Source organism: Acidovorax sp. 93 (assembly GCF_003633835.1).
GTDB classification, from domain to species: Bacteria; Pseudomonadota; Gammaproteobacteria; order Burkholderiales; family Burkholderiaceae_C; genus Acidovorax; species Acidovorax facilis.
In genome coordinates this window covers 3,076,164-3,093,048 of sequence record NZ_RBIT01000001.1, presented here as the reverse complement: position 1 = coordinate 3,093,048, position 16,885 = coordinate 3,076,164, and the positions used below count along the sequence as shown (strand labels likewise).

The following is a 16,885-nucleotide window of genomic DNA, read 5'->3' as shown; positions in this document are numbered from 1 at the left end:
CTTGGCCTGTGTTGTAGTTGATTTGCTATATTTTCGATAGCTTGTTGCGCTTTATGGATAAGCGCTAGGGCCTGTTTTGCTATGAATTCTGATACCCCCCAAGCTGGTAGCGAAGGCACCGATGCCGTGGCTGCCGTCATCCCCTTCGAATGGATCGGTGGCGAAAGCCGGGTGCGCGCGTTGGTCGAGCGCTTTTACGACCTGATGGACCTGGAGCCAGGCTACGCGGAGCTGCGGGCCGCCCACGGCAGCGACCTGGGTCAGGCGCGGCAAAAGCTGTTCATGTTCCTCTGCGGCTGGCTTGGCGGTCCCTCGTACTACACCGACCAGTTCGGCCACCCCCGGCTGCGCGCGCGCCACATGCCGTTTTCTATCGGTATCAAGGAGCGCGACCAGTGGGTGGCCTGCATGGACCAGGCCATGGGCGAGACCGGCGTGCCTGCAGACCTGCGCGCGCGCTTGAAGGAGAGCTTCATGGGCACGGCCGACTGGATGCGCAACAAGGGCGTTTGACAACCGCTGGGGTTTGGTGGGCGTGCATCCGCTGTGCTGTGCGCTGTTTTTTGAGAAAAGGAGCTGTTTTTTATGTCCCGCGATGCCCGTTTTCAGGAACAGGCCCAGACCCTGGGCTACAGCTTTGATGGCGAGATCAAGATCGGCGGCAACTACGTGCCCCTGGTCCGCGATGGGCACCACATCTACCTGAGCGGCCAGATCCCGCGCGTGGGCGACACCGTGGTGGTCACAGGTGCGGCCGGCGCAGATGCGACGCTGGACCAGGCGCAGACGGCGGCCAAGGTGTGTGTGATGCGCGCGCTGGCCCTGCTGCAGCGCGCGCTGGGCTCGCTCGATGCGCTGCAGGCTATCCTGCGCATCACCGTGTATGTGCAGTCGGCGCCGACATTCACGCAGCAAAGTGAGGTGGCGGACGGCGCTTCCGAAGTCTTGTTCACCGTGCTGGGCGACGCCGGGGCACATACGCGCACGTCGGTGGGCGTGCTGCAACTGCCCAAGAACGCGACGGTCGAGGTGGACCTGATCGCCACCGTGGCACCCTCGGCCCTCTGACCACCCAGCACCAGACGCCAGGGACCAGGCGCTGCGCACGTACCCTGGCAGAAACCGTAGGAGAGCCCGATGACCATGACGGAACCTGTTCACCGTGGAAGCTGCTTGTGCGGCGGCGTGCGCTACGAGACCACCGCACCTTTGCAGGCCGCCTCGCATTGCCACTGCTCGATGTGCCGCAAGGCCCATGGCGCAGCGTTCGCCAGCTATGGCAACGTGCGTCGCGAGCACCACCGCTTCGTCCAGGGCCAGGCGCTGGTGCGCACCTACCAGTCTTCGGCCCAGGTCACACGCACGTTCTGCTCGGTGTGTGGCTCGCCCCTGCTGTGGCACAGCGAGGGCGCCCACGCCGACTGGGTGGCCGTGCCGCTGGGCACGCTGGACACGCCCTACGACACGCCGCCCCAAAAACACATCTACGTGGACTCCAAAGCCCCCTGGGTGGTGATCGGGGATGGCTATCCGCAAGAGCCGCAGGGGTAGGGGCCATGGCGGTCAGAGACCTTGTTGATCAGGACCTTCCGCAGGTGTATGCCTTGCTGGTTGCGCACGGCTGGTCGCACCGGCTAGGCACCCTGTCGAAGTTCGAGGCGCTGGTGGCTGCGTCGCAGTGCAACCTGGTGGCGCTGCACGGGGACGAGGTGGTGGGCTATGCGCGCGCCATTACTGACGGGCCAAGAGCCTGTTTACGATCTCCCAGGGGTCGCGCAGCGGTCTTGGCGGGATGGAATGCAAGGCGCGGTGCGCAGTGGATAGCCCGGCTATCCACAAGCGCTGCAACGCCGCAGACCACCCGCAAAAACCACTGCCCGAAGGGTTGAAGCGAAATCGGGCGATTGGACGCCCCGGCTGCTTGCATGGGCATGAGCCCATGCGGCGCATCCGAAGCGTCCACTCATCCCGATTGCGCTCCAACGCGATCCCCTGCGAGATCGTAAACAGGCTCTTCGCAATGGCTATCTGTCCATGCTGGTCGTGGCCCCTGCGTTTCGGGGCCGGGGGCTGGGGCGCGCGTTGGTGCAACAAGCATTGGCCAAGGCGCCCGCAGCCACCTGGGTGTTGCGCGTTGGCCGTCCAGGTGCATCCGAATTTTTTGCGAGAATGGGTTTTGCTCCGTCGGCGATTGCAATGGAGCGCACACGCTCCACCTGACACGCTTGAATCCCATGAACCACCCGCGTTTCCATGTTTTTGGCCGCATCGTCGAGGTGCGGCGCGAAGGTGCGCTGTGGCAGGCCTACCGCGTGGGCGCTGATGGTAAACGCACACCCTCAGGCTTTGTGATCCCCGACTTTGTCGAAGAACATGAACTGGCGCAGTTCCTCGAAGACCTGTTCCACGAAAGTGCTTCGCCGCACAACGGCGACGTGCACCGCATCGACTGACATCCTGACGACGGGGTGCCGCGTCACACCGCTGTCAAACCCCTGCCAGACACTCGGTCCCTTCTTTCACCCAGGGACTGTTCATGTCTGCGCGCACTCCAATCCATTCGCTTCTTTCTTCGCACATGTTGCGCCGCGTTGCCGCGCTAGGCATGGTGGCACTGGCGGCTTCGCTGGCTGCTTGCGGTGGCAGCGACGACAGCAATAACAATGCGGGCGCCACGGCCACGCTGGCCGTGCTGGAGACCACCGACCTGCACTTCAACGTGCGCAGCTACGACTACTTCAAGCTGGCCGAGGACAAGAGCTATGGCTTTGAGCGCACGGCCACGCTGGTGCGCGCCGCGCGCAAGGAGTTTGCCAATACGCTGCTGGTGGACAACGGCGACACCATCCAGGGCACGGCGCTGGCCGACTACGAAGCCACCATCAACCCCATCCCCTGCACGCAGCAGCTGTCGATGTACAAGGCCATGGGCTCCCTGGGCTTTGACGCGGGCACCCTCGGCAACCACGAGTTCAACTACGGCTTGCCCTTTCTGAACCAGGTGCTGGGCGGCGGCCTGGATGTGGACGGCATGGATGGCTCCAAGAAGTGCGCTGGCGCGGGCTTCCCGGTGGTGCTGGCCAACGTGGTCAGCAACAAGACCAAGAAGCCGCTGGTGCAGCCCTACACGCTGCTGGAGCGCACCCTGGTGGCCAAGAGCGCGGATGGCAAGGACGTGAAGCTGCCCATCAAGATCGGTGTGATCGGCTTCACCACGCCGGGCATCATGAACTGGGACAAGCGCTACCTCGAAGGCAAGGTCACTACCGAAGGCGCGGTGGAGGCGGCCAACAAGTACGTGCCCGAACTGCGCGCCAAGGGCGCTGACCTCGTGGTGGCTCTTCTGCACGGCGGGCTGGACGGCGCGGCGTATTCGCCCACCATGGAGAACCCCGGCCTGTACCTGTCGAAGGTGGCTGGCATCGATGCGATGGTGATGGGCCACCAGCACGGCGTGTTCCCCGACACGGCGGCCATCCCCGGCTTCAAGCTGCCGGGGGTGGACCACAAGGCGGGCACCATCAACGGCGTGCCGGCGGTGATGGCCAGCTCCTGGGGCAAGGCCTTGGGTGTGGTGCAGCTCGCGCTGCAGTGGGATGGCACCAAGTGGGTGGTCAACAAATCCGCCAGCAAGAGCGAGTTGCGCAACATCCAGAGCAAGAACGCTGCGGGCACGACGGTGACCGTGGATGCCGACCCTGCCATCGCCCCGCTGATCGAGACGCAGCACCAGGCCGCGATCCAGTACGTGAAGACGCCCATCGGCCAGACCGACTTCCGCATGAGCACGCTGTTTGCCGATGTGGGAGACCCGGGCGCGATTCAGATCGTGAACCAGGCCCAGCAGGCCTATGTGGCGGCCTATGTCAAGGCCAACCTGCCGCAGTATGCGCAGCTGCCCGTGCTGTCGGTGAGTGCGCCGTTCAAGAGCGGCTTCCAGGGCGGCGCCGACTACACCGACGTGGCCGTGGGCCCGCTGGCCATCAACAACGCAGCCGACCTCTACCTGTACCCCAACACGGTGTACGCGGTGAAGGTCAACGGTGGCGACATCAAGAACTGGCTGGAGGCCGCCGCCAAGCGCTTCAACCAGATCGACCCTGCCAAGACCACCGAGCAGCAGCTCATCAGCACGTTCCCTGGGTACAACTTTGACATGTTCACCTCCGCCGACATGCAGTATGAGATCGACGTGACCCAGCCCGTGGGCAGCCGCATCAAGAACCTGACGTACCTGGGCAAGCCCATCGACGTGGCGCAGGAGTTCGTGATCGCCACCAACAACTACCGCGCCACCAGCGGCAAGAGCTTTATCGACAAGCTCGATGGCTCGGGCACCATCTGGGCCTCGCCCGACGCCAACCGCGACGTGGTGATCGACTACATCCGCAAGAACCCGGCCGTGACCCGCACGGGCAACGGCGCGGCCAAGAGCTGGCGCTTTGCCAAGGCCACGGTGGCGAGCCCGGTGGTGTTCAGCTCGGGCGCCAATGCGCTGAGCGTGGCACAGGCGGGCGGGCTGGCCAATGTGTCGCTGCTGGCGGCCGATGATGGATCGGGCAAGGGCACGTCGAAGTACGCGATCGACCTCTCGAAGTAAGTCTGGACGGACACAAATACCGCTCTTGGAGACAAAGTGTTACGTGTTAGAGTGACCGCCATGGGTGGAGCAGGCTCCTCTATTGGGGGCTCATTGCCCGCCATTCTCTTTTTGGAGTCACTATGAACCGAACCGCTATCCGCCGCTGGGCCTGTGCTGGCCTGGGGCTGTTTTCCTCTTTGGCAGCGCTGGCGCAGCCGGCTTCCGGCGGAGTCATCAGCTTTGGACTGAGTTCCTCGATCCCCACGTTGTCTGACTTGGGGATGCTGGCTTTGGTGGGTGCCCTGGGATTGCTGGCTTGGAATGCCTTCCGGCGCCAGGGGCAGAGCGGCAGGTTCTACTCGCTGCTGGCGGCAGCCGTGGGGGTGACCCTGGTGCTGGGCAGTGTCTTTGGCGTACGCAATGCCTACTCGAATGGCAGCATTGATGCGGCCAACTACATCGGGTCTTCGTACAACTTCCCCGCCAATATTGATGAGGTGGTCTACAACTCCGGGGATGAAGATGTGTTGATCCTGAGCATCCAGGCAACCCCCGGTTACACCGTCGTGACGCCAAATACCTTGCCCCAGTGCCAGGTAGGTATGCGGATCCCTGCCCACAGCGCCATCCCCTTCTGCTACGTCAGAGTGCAGGGTGGTCCGGTTTGACGGGAAGCTTCACGGCCAAATTCTGGAAGCGTATCGTGCGGGTGATGCCGTAGTGATTGCTCTGAAATAGATAGCGCCCAGTGCTTTTCTGTCAAGCGCTAGGCCCTATTTCCGCAGCATCTTCTGCGCCGAGCGTAGCAGGACCACCAACGCACCTGCTCCACCTTCATCCCCCCGGGCTTGCACAAAGGCCAGGACTTCGTTCTTCTGCACCAGCCAACTGTGCACCCGGCCTTTGAGGACCGGGCTCTTTCCCGGTGAGCCCAGGCCCTTGCCGTGCACCACGCGCACGCAGCGCAGGCCGGTCTTGTGGGCGTGGCGGATGAAGTCGCCCAGCGCCTCGCGCGCCTCGTCCACGCGCAGGCCGTGCAGGTCCAGCTGGCGCTGGATGCTCCAATGGCCCGCGCGCAGGCGGCTCGTCACCTCCACGCCGATGCCGGGGCGGCGGAAGCTCAACTGGTCGTCCGTGTCCAGCAGCGTGGTCACGTCAAAGTCGTCGCTGATGGATTCGCGCAGCACGCGCTCTTCGTCCAGCCAGTGCTGCACGGGCAGCGGCGGGGGCTGGTGCTTGCGCAACCGCGCCACGTTGGGGTTGCGCAGCGGCGTGACGGGGCCCACGCTGCGGCTGAAGAGGTGGCGCTCGGCCTCGGCCCGGGCGGCGACTTCGCGCTGGGCTTTCTCCTCGGCCTCGCGGCGCTCCTGGTCCTCGCGCAGGCGGCGGGCCACGGTGGCCAGGTCCTGCAGCTGGGTGATGCGTTCGCCTGCCCGGCGAGGGGTAGGTGGTGCACGGCGTCGGGGCGGTGCCGGGTTGTCGCCGATGGAGGGTGGCGCGGGGGCATGACGGACAGGCCGCATCGCCGCCTTGGCCGCAGCCTTCTTGTCGGCCAAACCTGCGCGCCGGGCGGACCGGGGCACGGCGGTGGTGGTGGGGGCAGGGGCAGGCTGGGCGGCGCCCATAGGGCCTTCGGGGCCGCGCGTAGCGCGTGCCAGTGCGGCGTGTAATGCCGTCGTCGGGTGGGCCGGTGCGGGCGCAGGCGCAGTCACACCAGGCCCTTTTCGGCCATCGACAGCGCCTGGCCGGGCGCCACGATCACATGGTCGAGCACGCGCACGTCCACCAGTGCCAGCGTGGTCTTCAGGGTCTGAGTCAGCGCCTCGTCGGCGCGGCTGGGCTCCACGCTGCCGCTGGGGTGGTTGTGGGCCAGCACCACGGCGGCCGCCTGGTGGTGCAGGGCGCGCAGCACCACCTCGCGCGGGTACACGCTGGTCTGCGTGAGCGTGCCGCGAAACAGCTCCTCCAGCGCCAGCAGGCGGTTTTGTGCATCGAGGAACAGCACCGCAAACACCTCGTGCCCCTTGGCCGCCAGGTGCAGCTGCAGGTAGTGCTTGACGGTGTCGGGGGAGTCGAACACCTCGCGCTCGCGCAGCTGCTGGGCCAGGGCGCGGCGGGCCAGCTCCAGCACGGCCACCAGCTCGGCGCGTTTGGCGGGGCCCAGGCCCTTGATGCGTTCCAGGTCGGCCGCGCTGGTGTGCAGCAGCCCGGCAATGCCGCCAAAGCCGCCGGTGATGGCGCCGGTGTCCGGGTCGATGCCGGGCGGGTCCAGCAGCTCCTGCGCCATCTGCAGCACGCCCTTGCCCACGATGCCCGTGCGCAGCAGGATGGCCAACAGCTCGGCATCGGCCAGGGCGGCGGGGCCTCGCGCCAGCAGCTTTTCGCGGGGCTGGGCGTCGGCGGGCAGGTCTTTGAGGGGCATGGCGCGAGGGTCTTTGACGCCTGTCAGGGAGTGACGGGCGTAGGGCTTTGCCCGGTTTTCTACAATGCAGGCCAGTTTATCGGGACTTTCATGACCTCTATCGATGCCTCCGTTCCCACCGTCCAGCCGGGCTCTTTCCTCACCTTGCATTACCGTCTGGCGGGCCCTGCAGGCGATGTGATCAACACCTTTGCCGACAAACCCGCCACCCTGTCGCTGGGCACGGGCGAGTTGTCGCCCGCCATGGAGCAGCGCCTGCTGGGCCTGGCCGAGGGCACGCGCACCACGTTCGAGCTGCCTGCGGGCGAGGCCTTTGGCGAGCGCAACCCCGACATGCAGCAGTGGGTGGCGCGCAAGCTGATGAACGAGCTGGGCGACCCCGACGAGAAATACAACGTGGGCGATGTGGTGCAGTTCCCCACGCCCGACGGCCAGGGCAGCTACGCGGGGGCCGTGATGCAGGTGCGTGACGACGGCGCCGTGCTGTTCGACTTCAATCACCCTCTGGCGGGCCAGCCGGTGACCTTTGAAGTGCAGCTGATCGGGATCCTGTGATGCAGGCGCCGCAAGAGATCCTGCTGGCCGAGCCGCGCGGGTTTTGCGCAGGGGTGGACCGCGCCATCGAGATCGTGGAGCGCGCCATCCAGAAGTTTGGCGCCCCCATCTACGTGCGCCACGAAATCGTGCACAACACCTATGTGGTCAACGACCTCAAGGCCAAGGGCGCGATCTTCATCGAAGAGCTGTCGGACGTGCCGCCCGGCGCCACGCTGGTCTTCAGCGCCCACGGCGTGAGCAAGGCCGTGCAGCAAGAGGCCGTGGAGCGTGGCTTCAGCATTTTTGACGCCACCTGCCCGCTGGTGACCAAGGTGCACGTCGAAGTGGCCAAGCTCGCCAAAGAGGGCTACGAGTTCATCATGATCGGCCACAAGGGCCACCCCGAGGTCGAGGGCACCATGGGCCAGCTCGACCATGGCATCCACCTGGTGGAAGACGTGGAAGACGTGGCCCGGGTGCAGCCGCGGCAGACCGAGAAGCTGGCCGTGGTCACGCAGACCACACTGAGCGTGGACGATGCCGCCGAAATCTCGGCCGCCGTGCGTGCGCGTTTCCCCAGCGTGCGTGAGCCCAAGCAGCAGGACATCTGCTACGCCACCCAGAACCGGCAGGACGCCGTGAAGGTGCTGAGCCCGCAGGTGGACGTGGTGATCGTGGTGGGCAGCCCCACCAGCTCCAACAGCAACCGCCTGCGCGAGCTGGCGGCCAAGCTGGGCACCACCGCCTACATGGTGGACAGCGCCGACGAGCTGAAGGGCGAATGGTTTGATGGCCTCGCCCGCGTGGGGCTGACCGCCGGAGCCTCGGCGCCGGAAATTCTGGTGCAGCAGGTCATCGACCGCATCAAGGCGCTGGGTGCTGTGTCGGTACGCACCATGGCGGGCATCGAGGAAACCATCAAGTTCCCGCTGCCCAAGGGGCTCAAAATCGACGCGACCACCGGCTTGAGCATCACCGAACGCACACCAGAGACCGGGCCTGCGGGGCATTGATCTGGGGGCAGCGGGCGCCTCATGGGAAGGTGTTTGTTGGTTTTTGCTTCTTAATTGATAGCTGCTAGCGCTTGATAGATAAGCGCTAGGGCCTGATTTGAATCCTATTTTGTCACCGTGCAGGATGGGTTGCGCTACAGCGCCATCGCAGGCCCGCTCCACAAATCCAGCGGTGGGTCCGCCGCCACCGCGCGCAGGATGTCGGTGCGGGAGATAAAACCCGACAGCACGCCCGCCTCGTCGGTCACCGGCAGGCCGGGCAGGCCCGTGTCCAGCAACACGGCGGCCACGCGGCGCAGCTCGGTGTCGGGCGACACGGTGGGCACGGGGCTCACCATCACTTCGGATACCGGGCGGCGCGCCAGGTCGATGGCCTGCTTGACGGCACCGGGCTCGGGCAGCAGGTCCAGCGGCGCCATGTCGGCCCGCAGCAGCAGGCCAATCACGCGGCCCAGCGCATCCACCACCGGCGCCTGTGCGACCTTGTTCTCGGCCAGGGTCTGCCAGGCATCGTTCACGCGCACACCGGGCGCCACACTCACGCCACCGGTGGTCATCACGTCGCTCACCTTGGTCAGCGGCTGGCGGGCGGTGGCCTGGGGGCCTTGTTCGGTTTGCGCATAGGCGCTCACGGCGTCGTGCATGCGCAGGTTGACGATGGCGGCAGGTGCGGCAGCGCTGGCATCGGCCGCAGTGGGGCGGGGCGAGGCCGTGAAGATGGGCCCCGGCTGACCATCTTGCGCGTCCATGGCCCGCGTGCGCAGGGCCTGCGGGCGCTGCACGCTGCGCACCGCAGAAATACGCGCCAGGTTTTCAGGGCCACCTCGGTACATCTGGCCCGACGGGCCGAACACAAAGAACATGCTTTTTCTCCTGCGCGCAAGCCGACCACCGCGTTGGGGTGGGGGCTGCTCTGCCCATGTTATCGGCAGTTGTGCGGCGCGCGTGCAGTCAGCGTTGTGTCTGCATGTTGCGGGCAACCCCTACACTGCCCGTTCTTCTGACCCCACCAGCTTCACCGGAGCCCCTGCATGATCGACCGCGCCGCCATCGCCGCCGCCCGCCACCAACTGGCCACCCAGCCTGATTTTTTGCGCACCACGCCGCTGATGCGCGTTTCTGGCAAGTCCCTGGGCGTGGATTGCGCCGAGGTCTGGCTCAAGCTGGAGCACCTGCAGGTGGGCGGCAGCTTCAAGGCGCGCGGCATGTTGTACCGCCTGCTGGCCAACCCGGTGCCCGAGAGTGGCGTGATCATTGCATCTGGCGGCAACGCCGGAATTGCCGTGGCTGCTGCCGCCAAGGCGCTGGGTGTGCGCTGCGAGGTGTTTGTGCCCGAGGTGTCGCCCGAGGCCAAGCGCGCCCGGCTGCGCGCGCTGGGCGCCGAGGTGGTCGTCACCGGCGCTGCCTATTCACAAGCCTTCGAGGCCTGCGTGGCCCGCCAGAAGGCCACCGGCGCGCTGCAGGCCCACGCCTACGACCAGCCCGAGGTGGTGGCTGGTGCAGGCACCTTGGCACTGGAGATGGAAGAGCAGGGTGGCCGTCTGCCCGACACGGTGCTGGTCAGTGTGGGCGGCGGTGGCCTCATCGGCGGTGTGGCCGCGTGGGTGGAGAGCCGCGCCCATGTTGTCGCGTTGGAGCCAGAACTTGCGCCCACCCTGCACGCTGCGCGCGCCGCAGGCCAGCCGGTGGATGTGGACGTGGGTGGCGTGGCCGCTGATTCCCTCGGCGCGCGCCGCATCGGCGCCATTGGCTGGGAGGTCAGCCAGCGCCATGTGCACGATGCCCTGCTGCTGCCCGACGACGCCATCCGCGCCGCCCAGCTGTGGCTGTGGAAAGAGTTGAAACTGGCCGTGGAGCCCGCTGCCGCGCTGGGTTTGGCGGCGCTGCAGATCGGTGCCTACAAGCCCCAGCCGCAGGAAACGGTGGCCCTCATTCTCTGCGGCGCCAACTTCGACCCGGCAATCCTTGCCTGAGCCCAGGCCGACCACCCCTTTAAAATCCAGCCATGCTTGACATTCTTCTCCTCCGCAAAGACCTCGACACCGCCATCGCGCGGCTGGAAACCCGCAAAAAGCCCCAGGCCTTCCTGGACGTCTCCGCTTTCCAGGCCCTGGAGTCCGAGCGCAAGACGCTCCAGACCCGCGCCGAAGAGCTGCAGGCCCAGCGCAATCAGCGATCAAAACAAATTGGGGTGCTGATGGGGCAAATTGCGCGTCTAGTTGCGACTGAGGAGTTCGATCAGGCTGAGTTCAATAAGCAGCAGGCCGAGACACTCAAGTTAGAAGTCGCTGCAATCAATCAAGAGTTTGATTCCTCCAAGATTCGGCTCGACCAAATCCAGGCCGAGTTGCTGGCCATGCTGGTGGCCGTGCCCAACCTGCCACACGAATCCGTGCCCGTGGGTGCCGACGAATCCGGCAACGTCGAAGTGCGCCGCTGGGGCACGCCTCCTACGTTCGCTTTCGAGATCAAGGACCACGTTGATGTGGGCATCCCGCTGGGCCTCGATTTTGAAATGGGCACCAAGCTGTCGGGTTCACGCTTTACGGTCATGAAGGGGCCGATTGCCCGCCTGCACCGCGCCCTCGCCCAGTTCATGCTGGACGTGCAGACGCAAGAGCACGGCTACATCGAGTGCTACGTGCCCTACGCCGTGAATGCCGACTCGCTCAAGGGCACCGGCCAGTTGCCCAAGTTTGAAGGAGACCTGTTTGCAGCCAAAAAGGGCGGCCAGGACGGCGAGCCCGTGCCCGACAACACCGCGCTGTACCTCATCCCCACCAGTGAAGTGCCCCTGACCAACTTTGTGCGCGACGTGGTCACGCCAGAGGCCGACCTGCCCATCAAGCTCACGGCCCACACGCCATGCTTCCGCTCCGAAGCCGGGAGTGGTGGGCGTGACATTCGGGGCTTGATCCGCCAGCACCAGTTCGACAAGGTCGAAATGGTGCAGATCGTGCACCCCGACAAGAGCTACGAAGCGCTGGAAGAAATGACCCGCCACGCAGAGACCGTCCTGCAGAAGCTGGGCCTGCCCTACCGCGTGATGAGCCTGTGCACCGGCGACATGGGCTTTGGCGCCGCCAAGACCTACGACCTGGAAGTGTGGCTGCCCGCGCAGAACACCTACCGTGAGATCAGCTCGGTGAGCAACTGCGAAGCCTTCCAGGCCCGCCGCCTGCAGGCCCGTTTCAAGAATGCACAAGGCAAGAACGAACTGCTGCACACGCTGAATGGCTCCGGCCTGGCCGTGGGCCGCACGCTGGTGGCTGTACTGGAAAACTATCAGCGTGCGGACGGAACCGTCGAGGTTCCGGCCGTTCTCCGCCCCTACATGGGCGGAGTGTCGGAGCTGACACCCGCGGCCTGACCGGCCACGTGTTGCGCCCCGGATCGGCTTTGGCCGGGCGCACCCCGCAGGGCCTGCCCACGCAAATCAAATGCGTGGGCAGGCCCTGGTGTTTTTGCGGCCCCGCAATGGCAGTAGCCCGCCGATTCGGGACAATGCAGCCATGACTTCTCCCGACACCCCTCCTGGCATCGCCTCCCCCAGCACCCCCATCCGTCTCACCCAATACAGCCACGGTGCAGGCTGTGGATGCAAGATCAGCCCCAAGGTGCTCGACGTGATCCTGGCGGGCAGCGGCGCCCAGAACCTGGACCCGCGCCTGTGGGTGGGCAATGCGTCGCGGGACGACGCTGCCGTGTACGCGCTGGACGACGAACGCGGTGTGGTGTCCACCACCGACTTTTTCATGCCCATCGTGGACGACCCGTTCGACTTCGGGCGCATTGCAGCCACCAACGCCATCAGTGACATCTATGCCATGGGTGCAGACCCCCTGATGGCCATTGCCATCCTGGGTTGGCCGGTGAATGTGCTGCCGCCCGAGGTGGCACGCGAGGTGGTACGCGGCGGACGCGCGGTGTGCGACGCTGCAGGCATTCCGCTGGCCGGCGGGCATTCGATAGATGCGCCGGAGCCCATCTTCGGGCTGGCCGTGACGGGCGTGGTGGAAAAACGCCACCTCAAGCGCAACGACACCGCCACGGCGGGCTGCCGCCTGTACCTGACCAAGCCGCTGGGGATCGGCATCCTCACCACCGCAGAGAAAAAGGCCAAGCTGCGGCGCGAGGACGTAGGCCGCGCGCGCGACCTGATGTGCACCCTCAACCAGCCCGGCAGCCGTTTTGGCAAGTTGCCGGGCGTCATGGCCATGACCGATGTCACGGGCTTTGGCTTGCTGGGCCACCTGGTCGAGATGGCCGAGGGCAGTGGCCTGACGGCGGTCCTTGACTATGCCGCCGTACCGCGCCTGAGCGGCGTGGAGTACTACCTGGCCGAAGGCTGCGTGCCCGGCGGCACCCAGCGCAACTTCGACAGCTATGGCGCCAGGATTGCGCCGCTGGACGACACGCAGAAGCAACTGTTGTGCGACCCACAGACCAGCGGCGGCTTGTTGGTTGCCGTGGCACCCGAAGGCGAGAGCGATTTTCTGCAAGTGGCAGCCGGGTGTGGCTTGGAGCTCGCGCCCATCGGCCACTTGACCGCGCGACAGGCCTTCGCTGTCGTTTTGGGTTGACCATGGAGAACCTGGCCGACTACCGGCACATCTTTCTGAACGATGTGCCCATGATGGATGTGCGTGCACCCGTGGAGTTTGCCCAGGGGGCTTTCCCTGCAGTGGTCAACCTACCCTTGATGGACGATGCCGAGCGCCAGCAGGTGGGCACCTGCTACAAGCAGCGGGGCCAGCAGGCGGCCATTGCGCTGGGGCACACGCTGGTGTCCGGCGACATCAAGCGGGCGCGCATCCAGGCCTGGGCCGAGTTTGCACGGGCCCATCCGCAGGGCGTGCTCTATTGTTTTCGCGGCGGCTTGCGCTCCCAGATCGTCCAGCAGTGGCTGCAGACCGAAGCGGGCATCGACTACCCCCGTGTGATCGGTGGCTACAAGGCCATGCGCACCTTCCTGCTGCAGACCACGCAGGCTGCTGCCCAGGAATGCCGGTTTGTGGTACTTGGCGGGCTCACGGGCACCGGCAAGACCGAGTTGATTGAACAGCTGGCCAGCGGACTTGACCTGGAGCGGCACGCGAACCACCGGGGCTCCAGCTTTGGCCAGCGTGTGAGCGGCCAGCCCGCGCAGATTGATTTCGAGAACCAGCTGGCCATCGACATCCTCAAGAAGCGTGCGGCAGGGCAGCGGCTGTTCGTCGTCGAGGACGAGGGCCGGCATGTGGGGCGCTGCGCTGTGCCGCTGGAGCTGAGGCTGTGCCTGGAGCAGGCCCCGATGGTGTATGTCGAGGAGCCCTTTGAAGCCAGGGTTGAGCGCATCCTGCGGGACTACGTGGTCGCGCAGTGCGCCGAGTTTTGTGCTGCGCAGGGCGAGGTGCAGGGGTTTGACGCCTTCTCTGCCCGCCTGCTGGAAAGCCTGGACAAACTGCACAAGCGCCTGGGGGGAGATCGTCACCAGATGCTGCGGGCGACGATGCTCCGCGCCCTGGCCCAGCAGAAGGCGCAGGGCGATGCTGCGCAGCACCGCGACTGGATCACGGCGCTGCTGCGGTGTTACTACGACCCCATGTACGCCTACCAGCGCGAGAGCCGGGCAGACCGCATTGAGTTTCAAGGGGCCTACGGTGAAGTCCTGGCGTATTTGCGGGAACGCGCCCGGCTCTCAAGCTGCCAGTCGTAGGGACCCTCTGCACGAATCACCGCGCCGTGTGCATCTGCGGCCTCGGGCGGTCTGCGGCGTTGCCAATGCTCGCAATAGCTACGGCCATTGCTGCTTTTTGCGCCTTGCAGCCTATCCCGCTCCGCAGCGCCAACTTGCCGTTCAATTCGTGCAGAGGATCCCTAGGGATGTCCTGCATAACTCCCTGCGGTCTGTGATAGCGCGGTCTCGGGCAGTCCGCTGCGTTGCTTTTCTTGCCAATAGCCCGGCTATTGGCTGCCAAAAGACGCCTTGCGGCCCCACCCGATCCGCACTACCACCGACTCGCGAGGGTTATGCAGGACATCCCTAGCGCAGGCGACACCGAAAAGTCCACCTCTGCCTGCGCCAGGCGTTGCATGGCGGGGATCAGTGCCCGCGCATCACCCCGGCGCCACTGGAAGCTGTATTGCAGCGGCGCTAGTGGCGTGCGTGCGCCCGGGGTGCGCAAACCCAGCGGGCCCACCCACCCCGAGGGCAGAAACCCCACACCCACTCCTGCGCGCAGCATGCCCGCCACGGCCCCCAGGCTGTTGCACAGGATGTGCTCGCGGACGGTGACACCTTGCGCCAGCAACCAGTCGTCCAGCAGCCGCGTGGTGCCAGCGCCTGGCGGCAGCGTGACGAGGGGATGCTGCTGCAGCAACGCTTTGATGCCCAGGCGGCTGGCGCCCGCCAGGCTGGGTGACAGGGCCCAGGCGAAGCGCGCGGCGCCCACGGGCTGCGATAGCAGTGTGCTGCGCGACGAGCGTCCTGCGATCACGGCGAAGTCCAGTTCGCCGTCGTCCAGGCGGCGCTCCAGCACCCCGCCCACATCCACGCAAGGTTCCAGAGCCAGGCGTAGGTGCGTTCGCCGCACTGCCGCCACAAAGGTGGGCAGCCACGTGAGCGCAGAGAGGTCGCCCACGCCAAAACGGCAGCGGCCCGCAAGCTCCTCGCGGGAGCCTAGCGTATGGCCCAGCGCCGCCATGGCATTGAGTACTTCCAGTGCGGCCGGCAGCAGACGCTCCCCCGCTTCGGTGAGCACGGCACGGTGCCCGCTGCGGTCGAACAGCGACTGGCCCAGCGTGGACTCCAGTTCGCTGATGCGTTTGGACAGCGACGAGACCGACAGGTGCACCCGCTCCGCTGCCGTGGCGAAATTGGCGCAGGTGGCCGCCCACCAGAAGGCTTCAAGTTGTTTGACCGAGGGATGGGGCATGTGCAGAGAGATTGGCAAAAAGCGAACAAAGTCATTCTAAATATTCCGCTTTTATTCACTGATGCGGAAATCTACAGTTGCGCTGATCCCTCAACGCAATGACCATCTGCCATGCCCGTCTCTACTGCTAGGCCGTCTACCACCGCGCCGCGCTCGCCTGCTGTATTGCGCCGCATGCTGTCGCTGCACGACTTTGAGGACGCCGCGCGCAGGCGTCTGCCCCGGCCCATCTTCGGGTACATCGCCGGTGCGGCGGAGGACAACGCCTCGCTGCGCGACAACCGCGCAGCGTTTGGAGACTTTGCCTTCGTGACGCGGGTCCTGCGCGATGTATCGCAACGGTCGCAATCCGTCGAGCTCTTTGGCGAACGCTACAGCAGCCCTTTCGGGATAGCGCCCATGGGCATCAATGCGCTGTCCACCTACCGGGGCGATCTTGTGCTGGCGAGTGCTGCACGGCGCATGGGCATTGCGTCTGTGATGAGCGGTACGTCGCTGATTCCGATGGAAGACGTGGCCCGCGACAGCCCGGGCACCTGGTTCCAGGCCTACCTACCTGGCGATCAGGCACGCATTGATGCGCTCATCGACCGCGTGGAGCGTGCGGGTTTTCGCACCCTCGTCGTCACGGTGGATATCCCCATCTCCGCCAACCGCGAGAACAACATCCGCACGGGTTTCTCCACACCCTTGCGCCCCAGCCTGCGTCTGGCATGGGATGGCCTCGTTCGGCCGCGTTGGGTGGCGGGAACCTTTTTGCGCACGCTGCTGCGCCACGGCATGCCGCACTTTGAAAATTCGTTCGCCACGCGCGGTGCGCCCATTGTTTCTTCCACGGTCCTGCGCGACTTCTCGGCGCGCGACCATTTGAGCTGGCGCCACATTGATGCCATTCGCCGCCGCTGGAAGGGGCCCTTGGTCGTGAAGGGCCTGCTCAGCGTGGAGGACGCGTTGCAGGCGCAGCATGCCGGGGCCGATGGCGTGGTGCTGTCCAACCACGGGGGGCGCCAGCTCGACGGGGCCATATCGCCCATGCACGTGCTGGAAGACGTGGTCGCGGCCGTGGGCCCGAGCTACCCGGTGCTGGTGGATGGGGGCTTTCGGCGCGGCTCCGACGTGCTCAAGGCCATCGCGCTGGGTGCGCGCCTGGTTCTGGTGGGCCGACCCTTCAACTATGCCGCCGCCGTTGCCGGTGAAGCGGGGGTGCTCCACGCAATCACCCTGCTGCGCGACGAGGTCGATCGCAACCTCGCCATGCTCGGCGCCACGGGTTGCAGCGAACTGGGGCCCCAGCACATCGCGCGCCAGAGAAGCTGAGGGATGGATTGCAAGGGACGGCGGTGGTGTCGCCCTTGTCCGTTCACGATGCGCCAAAGAAAAAGCCCTGCGCTATCGATTAAATAGCATCAGGGCT

18 protein-coding genes are annotated in these 16,885 nt (G+C 65.7%); 14 read left to right on the top strand and 4 right to left on the bottom strand.

What is annotated here, in order from left to right:
* The first annotated feature begins 81 nt into the window (after window positions 1-81).
* The 7 genes from C8C93_RS14075 (at window position 82) to C8C93_RS14035 (ending at window position 5,250) form a co-directional block, all read left to right on the top strand.
* Entirely contained in the window at window positions 82-513 is a 432-nt protein-coding gene (locus tag C8C93_RS14075; RefSeq protein WP_121421023.1) for a group II truncated hemoglobin, read from the top strand.
* A 72-nt stretch (window positions 514-585) separates the two neighbouring features.
* On the top strand, window positions 586-1,068 hold the full coding sequence (locus tag C8C93_RS14070) for a RidA family protein (RefSeq protein ID WP_121507317.1): 483 nt from the start codon (window positions 586-588) through the stop codon (window positions 1,066-1,068).
* 75 nt (window positions 1,069-1,143) lie between these two features.
* Window positions 1,144-1,551 carry a GFA family protein gene (locus C8C93_RS14065; protein ID WP_233559400.1) on the top strand — a complete coding sequence of 136 codons (408 nt, stop codon included), beginning with the start codon at window positions 1,144-1,146 and terminating at the stop codon, window positions 1,549-1,551.
* Window positions 1,552-1,965: 414 nt separating this feature from the next.
* On the top strand, window positions 1,966-2,220 hold the full coding sequence (locus tag C8C93_RS14050; protein ID WP_370110839.1) for a GNAT family N-acetyltransferase: 255 nt from the start codon (window positions 1,966-1,968) through the stop codon (window positions 2,218-2,220).
* A gap of 14 nt (window positions 2,221-2,234) precedes the next feature.
* Window positions 2,235-2,453, top strand: a complete 219-nt coding sequence (locus C8C93_RS14045) for a hypothetical protein (protein ID WP_121507315.1) — start codon at window positions 2,235-2,237, stop codon at window positions 2,451-2,453.
* A 125-nt stretch (window positions 2,454-2,578) separates the two neighbouring features.
* Window positions 2,579-4,600 carry a bifunctional 2',3'-cyclic-nucleotide 2'-phosphodiesterase/3'-nucleotidase gene (locus tag C8C93_RS14040; protein ID WP_199727029.1) on the top strand — a complete coding sequence of 674 codons (2,022 nt, stop codon included), beginning with the start codon at window positions 2,579-2,581 and terminating at the stop codon, window positions 4,598-4,600.
* Window positions 4,601-4,722: 122 nt separating this feature from the next.
* Window positions 4,723-5,250, top strand: a complete 528-nt coding sequence (locus tag C8C93_RS14035; protein ID WP_121507313.1) for a midcut-by-XrtH protein — start codon at window positions 4,723-4,725, stop codon at window positions 5,248-5,250.
* Window positions 5,251-5,355: 105 nt separating this feature from the next.
* Here C8C93_RS14035 and C8C93_RS14030 read toward each other — a convergent pair whose 3' ends face one another.
* Together C8C93_RS14030 and radC are read right to left on the bottom strand one after the other, a co-directional pair.
* Entirely contained in the window at window positions 5,356-6,138 is a 783-nt protein-coding gene (locus tag C8C93_RS14030) for a Smr/MutS family protein (RefSeq protein WP_233559598.1), read from the bottom strand.
* A gap of 152 nt (window positions 6,139-6,290) precedes the next feature.
* Window positions 6,291-7,004, bottom strand: coding sequence for a DNA repair protein RadC (radC, locus tag C8C93_RS14025; protein WP_121507312.1), 714 nt, complete (start codon window positions 7,002-7,004; stop codon window positions 6,291-6,293).
* Between the two features lie 90 nt (window positions 7,005-7,094).
* On the opposite strand from radC, the gene C8C93_RS14020 reads away from it, so the two are divergent.
* Window positions 7,095-7,559 (top strand): peptidylprolyl isomerase, encoded by a 465-nt coding sequence (locus C8C93_RS14020; RefSeq protein WP_121507311.1) that lies wholly within the window; start codon window positions 7,095-7,097, stop codon window positions 7,557-7,559.
* Window positions 7,559-8,554, top strand: a complete 996-nt coding sequence (gene ispH, locus C8C93_RS14015) for a 4-hydroxy-3-methylbut-2-enyl diphosphate reductase (protein ID WP_121507310.1) — start codon at window positions 7,559-7,561, stop codon at window positions 8,552-8,554. The genes C8C93_RS14020 and ispH overlap by 1 nt, the downstream gene beginning before the upstream one ends.
* Window positions 8,555-8,688: 134 nt before the next feature.
* On the opposite strand, the gene C8C93_RS14010 is transcribed toward ispH, so the two are convergent.
* On the bottom strand, window positions 8,689-9,417 hold the full coding sequence (locus C8C93_RS14010) for an HPP family protein (RefSeq protein WP_121507309.1): 729 nt from the start codon (window positions 9,415-9,417) through the stop codon (window positions 8,689-8,691).
* A gap of 168 nt (window positions 9,418-9,585) precedes the next feature.
* On the opposite strand from C8C93_RS14010, the gene C8C93_RS14005 reads away from it, so the two are divergent.
* The 4 genes from C8C93_RS14005 to mnmH all read left to right on the top strand — a co-directional run bounded on the left by C8C93_RS14005 (window position 9,586) and on the right by mnmH (window position 14,252).
* On the top strand, window positions 9,586-10,527 hold the full coding sequence (locus C8C93_RS14005) for a threonine/serine dehydratase (protein ID WP_055402251.1): 942 nt from the start codon (window positions 9,586-9,588) through the stop codon (window positions 10,525-10,527).
* A 32-nt stretch (window positions 10,528-10,559) separates the two neighbouring features.
* A complete protein-coding gene (serS, locus tag C8C93_RS14000) occupies window positions 10,560-11,924 on the top strand; it encodes a serine--tRNA ligase (RefSeq protein WP_121507308.1) in 1,365 nt (454 codons plus the stop codon).
* Between the two features lie 142 nt (window positions 11,925-12,066).
* The gene (selD, locus tag C8C93_RS13995) at window positions 12,067-13,137 is read left to right on the top strand and encodes a selenide, water dikinase SelD (RefSeq protein WP_121508800.1); all 1,071 of its coding nucleotides are present in this window, start codon (window positions 12,067-12,069) and stop codon (window positions 13,135-13,137) included.
* Between the two features lie 2 nt (window positions 13,138-13,139).
* Window positions 13,140-14,252 carry a tRNA 2-selenouridine(34) synthase MnmH gene (mnmH, locus tag C8C93_RS13990; RefSeq protein WP_121507307.1) on the top strand — a complete coding sequence of 371 codons (1,113 nt, stop codon included), beginning with the start codon at window positions 13,140-13,142 and terminating at the stop codon, window positions 14,250-14,252.
* A gap of 292 nt (window positions 14,253-14,544) precedes the next feature.
* On the opposite strand, the gene C8C93_RS13985 is transcribed toward mnmH, so the two are convergent.
* Complete coding sequence (locus C8C93_RS13985; RefSeq protein ID WP_121507306.1) at window positions 14,545-15,471, bottom strand: LysR family transcriptional regulator; 927 nt, start codon at window positions 15,469-15,471, stop codon at window positions 14,545-14,547.
* A gap of 111 nt (window positions 15,472-15,582) precedes the next feature.
* On the opposite strand from C8C93_RS13985, the gene C8C93_RS13980 reads away from it, so the two are divergent.
* Window positions 15,583-16,788: an alpha-hydroxy acid oxidase gene (locus C8C93_RS13980; protein ID WP_121507305.1), complete on the top strand. Its 1,206-nt coding sequence runs from the start codon at window positions 15,583-15,585 to the stop codon at window positions 16,786-16,788.
* Window positions 16,789-16,885: the final 97 nt, after the last annotated feature.

Excerpts from the sequence above, each read along its gene's own strand:
- selD (WP_121508800.1), top strand. The coding sequence starts at position 12,067 with ATGACTTCTCCCGACACCCCTCCTGGCATCGCCTCCCCCAGCACCCCC.
- C8C93_RS14005 (WP_055402251.1), top strand. The coding sequence starts at position 9,586 with ATGATCGACCGCGCCGCCATCGCCGCCGCCCGCCACCAACTGGCCACC.
- C8C93_RS13980 (WP_121507305.1), top strand. The coding sequence starts at position 15,583 with ATGCCCGTCTCTACTGCTAGGCCGTCTACCACCGCGCCGCGCTCGCCT.
- C8C93_RS14035 (WP_121507313.1), top strand. The coding sequence starts at position 4,723 with ATGAACCGAACCGCTATCCGCCGCTGGGCCTGTGCTGGCCTGGGGCTG.
- C8C93_RS14010 (WP_121507309.1), bottom strand. The coding sequence starts at position 9,417 with ATGTTCTTTGTGTTCGGCCCGTCGGGCCAGATGTACCGAGGTGGCCCT.
- C8C93_RS14045 (WP_121507315.1), top strand. The coding sequence starts at position 2,235 with ATGAACCACCCGCGTTTCCATGTTTTTGGCCGCATCGTCGAGGTGCGG.
- serS (WP_121507308.1), top strand. The coding sequence starts at position 10,560 with ATGCTTGACATTCTTCTCCTCCGCAAAGACCTCGACACCGCCATCGCG.
- C8C93_RS14040 (WP_199727029.1), top strand. The coding sequence starts at position 2,579 with ATGTTGCGCCGCGTTGCCGCGCTAGGCATGGTGGCACTGGCGGCTTCG.
- mnmH (WP_121507307.1), top strand. The coding sequence starts at position 13,140 with ATGGAGAACCTGGCCGACTACCGGCACATCTTTCTGAACGATGTGCCC.
- C8C93_RS14070 (WP_121507317.1), top strand. The coding sequence starts at position 586 with ATGTCCCGCGATGCCCGTTTTCAGGAACAGGCCCAGACCCTGGGCTAC.
- C8C93_RS14075 (WP_121421023.1), top strand. The coding sequence starts at position 82 with ATGAATTCTGATACCCCCCAAGCTGGTAGCGAAGGCACCGATGCCGTG.
- C8C93_RS14020 (WP_121507311.1), top strand. The coding sequence starts at position 7,095 with ATGACCTCTATCGATGCCTCCGTTCCCACCGTCCAGCCGGGCTCTTTC.
- ispH (WP_121507310.1), top strand. The coding sequence starts at position 7,559 with ATGCAGGCGCCGCAAGAGATCCTGCTGGCCGAGCCGCGCGGGTTTTGC.
- C8C93_RS14065 (WP_233559400.1), top strand. The coding sequence starts at position 1,144 with ATGACGGAACCTGTTCACCGTGGAAGCTGCTTGTGCGGCGGCGTGCGC.
- C8C93_RS13985 (WP_121507306.1), bottom strand. The coding sequence starts at position 15,471 with ATGCCCCATCCCTCGGTCAAACAACTTGAAGCCTTCTGGTGGGCGGCC.
- radC (WP_121507312.1), bottom strand. The coding sequence starts at position 7,004 with ATGCCCCTCAAAGACCTGCCCGCCGACGCCCAGCCCCGCGAAAAGCTG.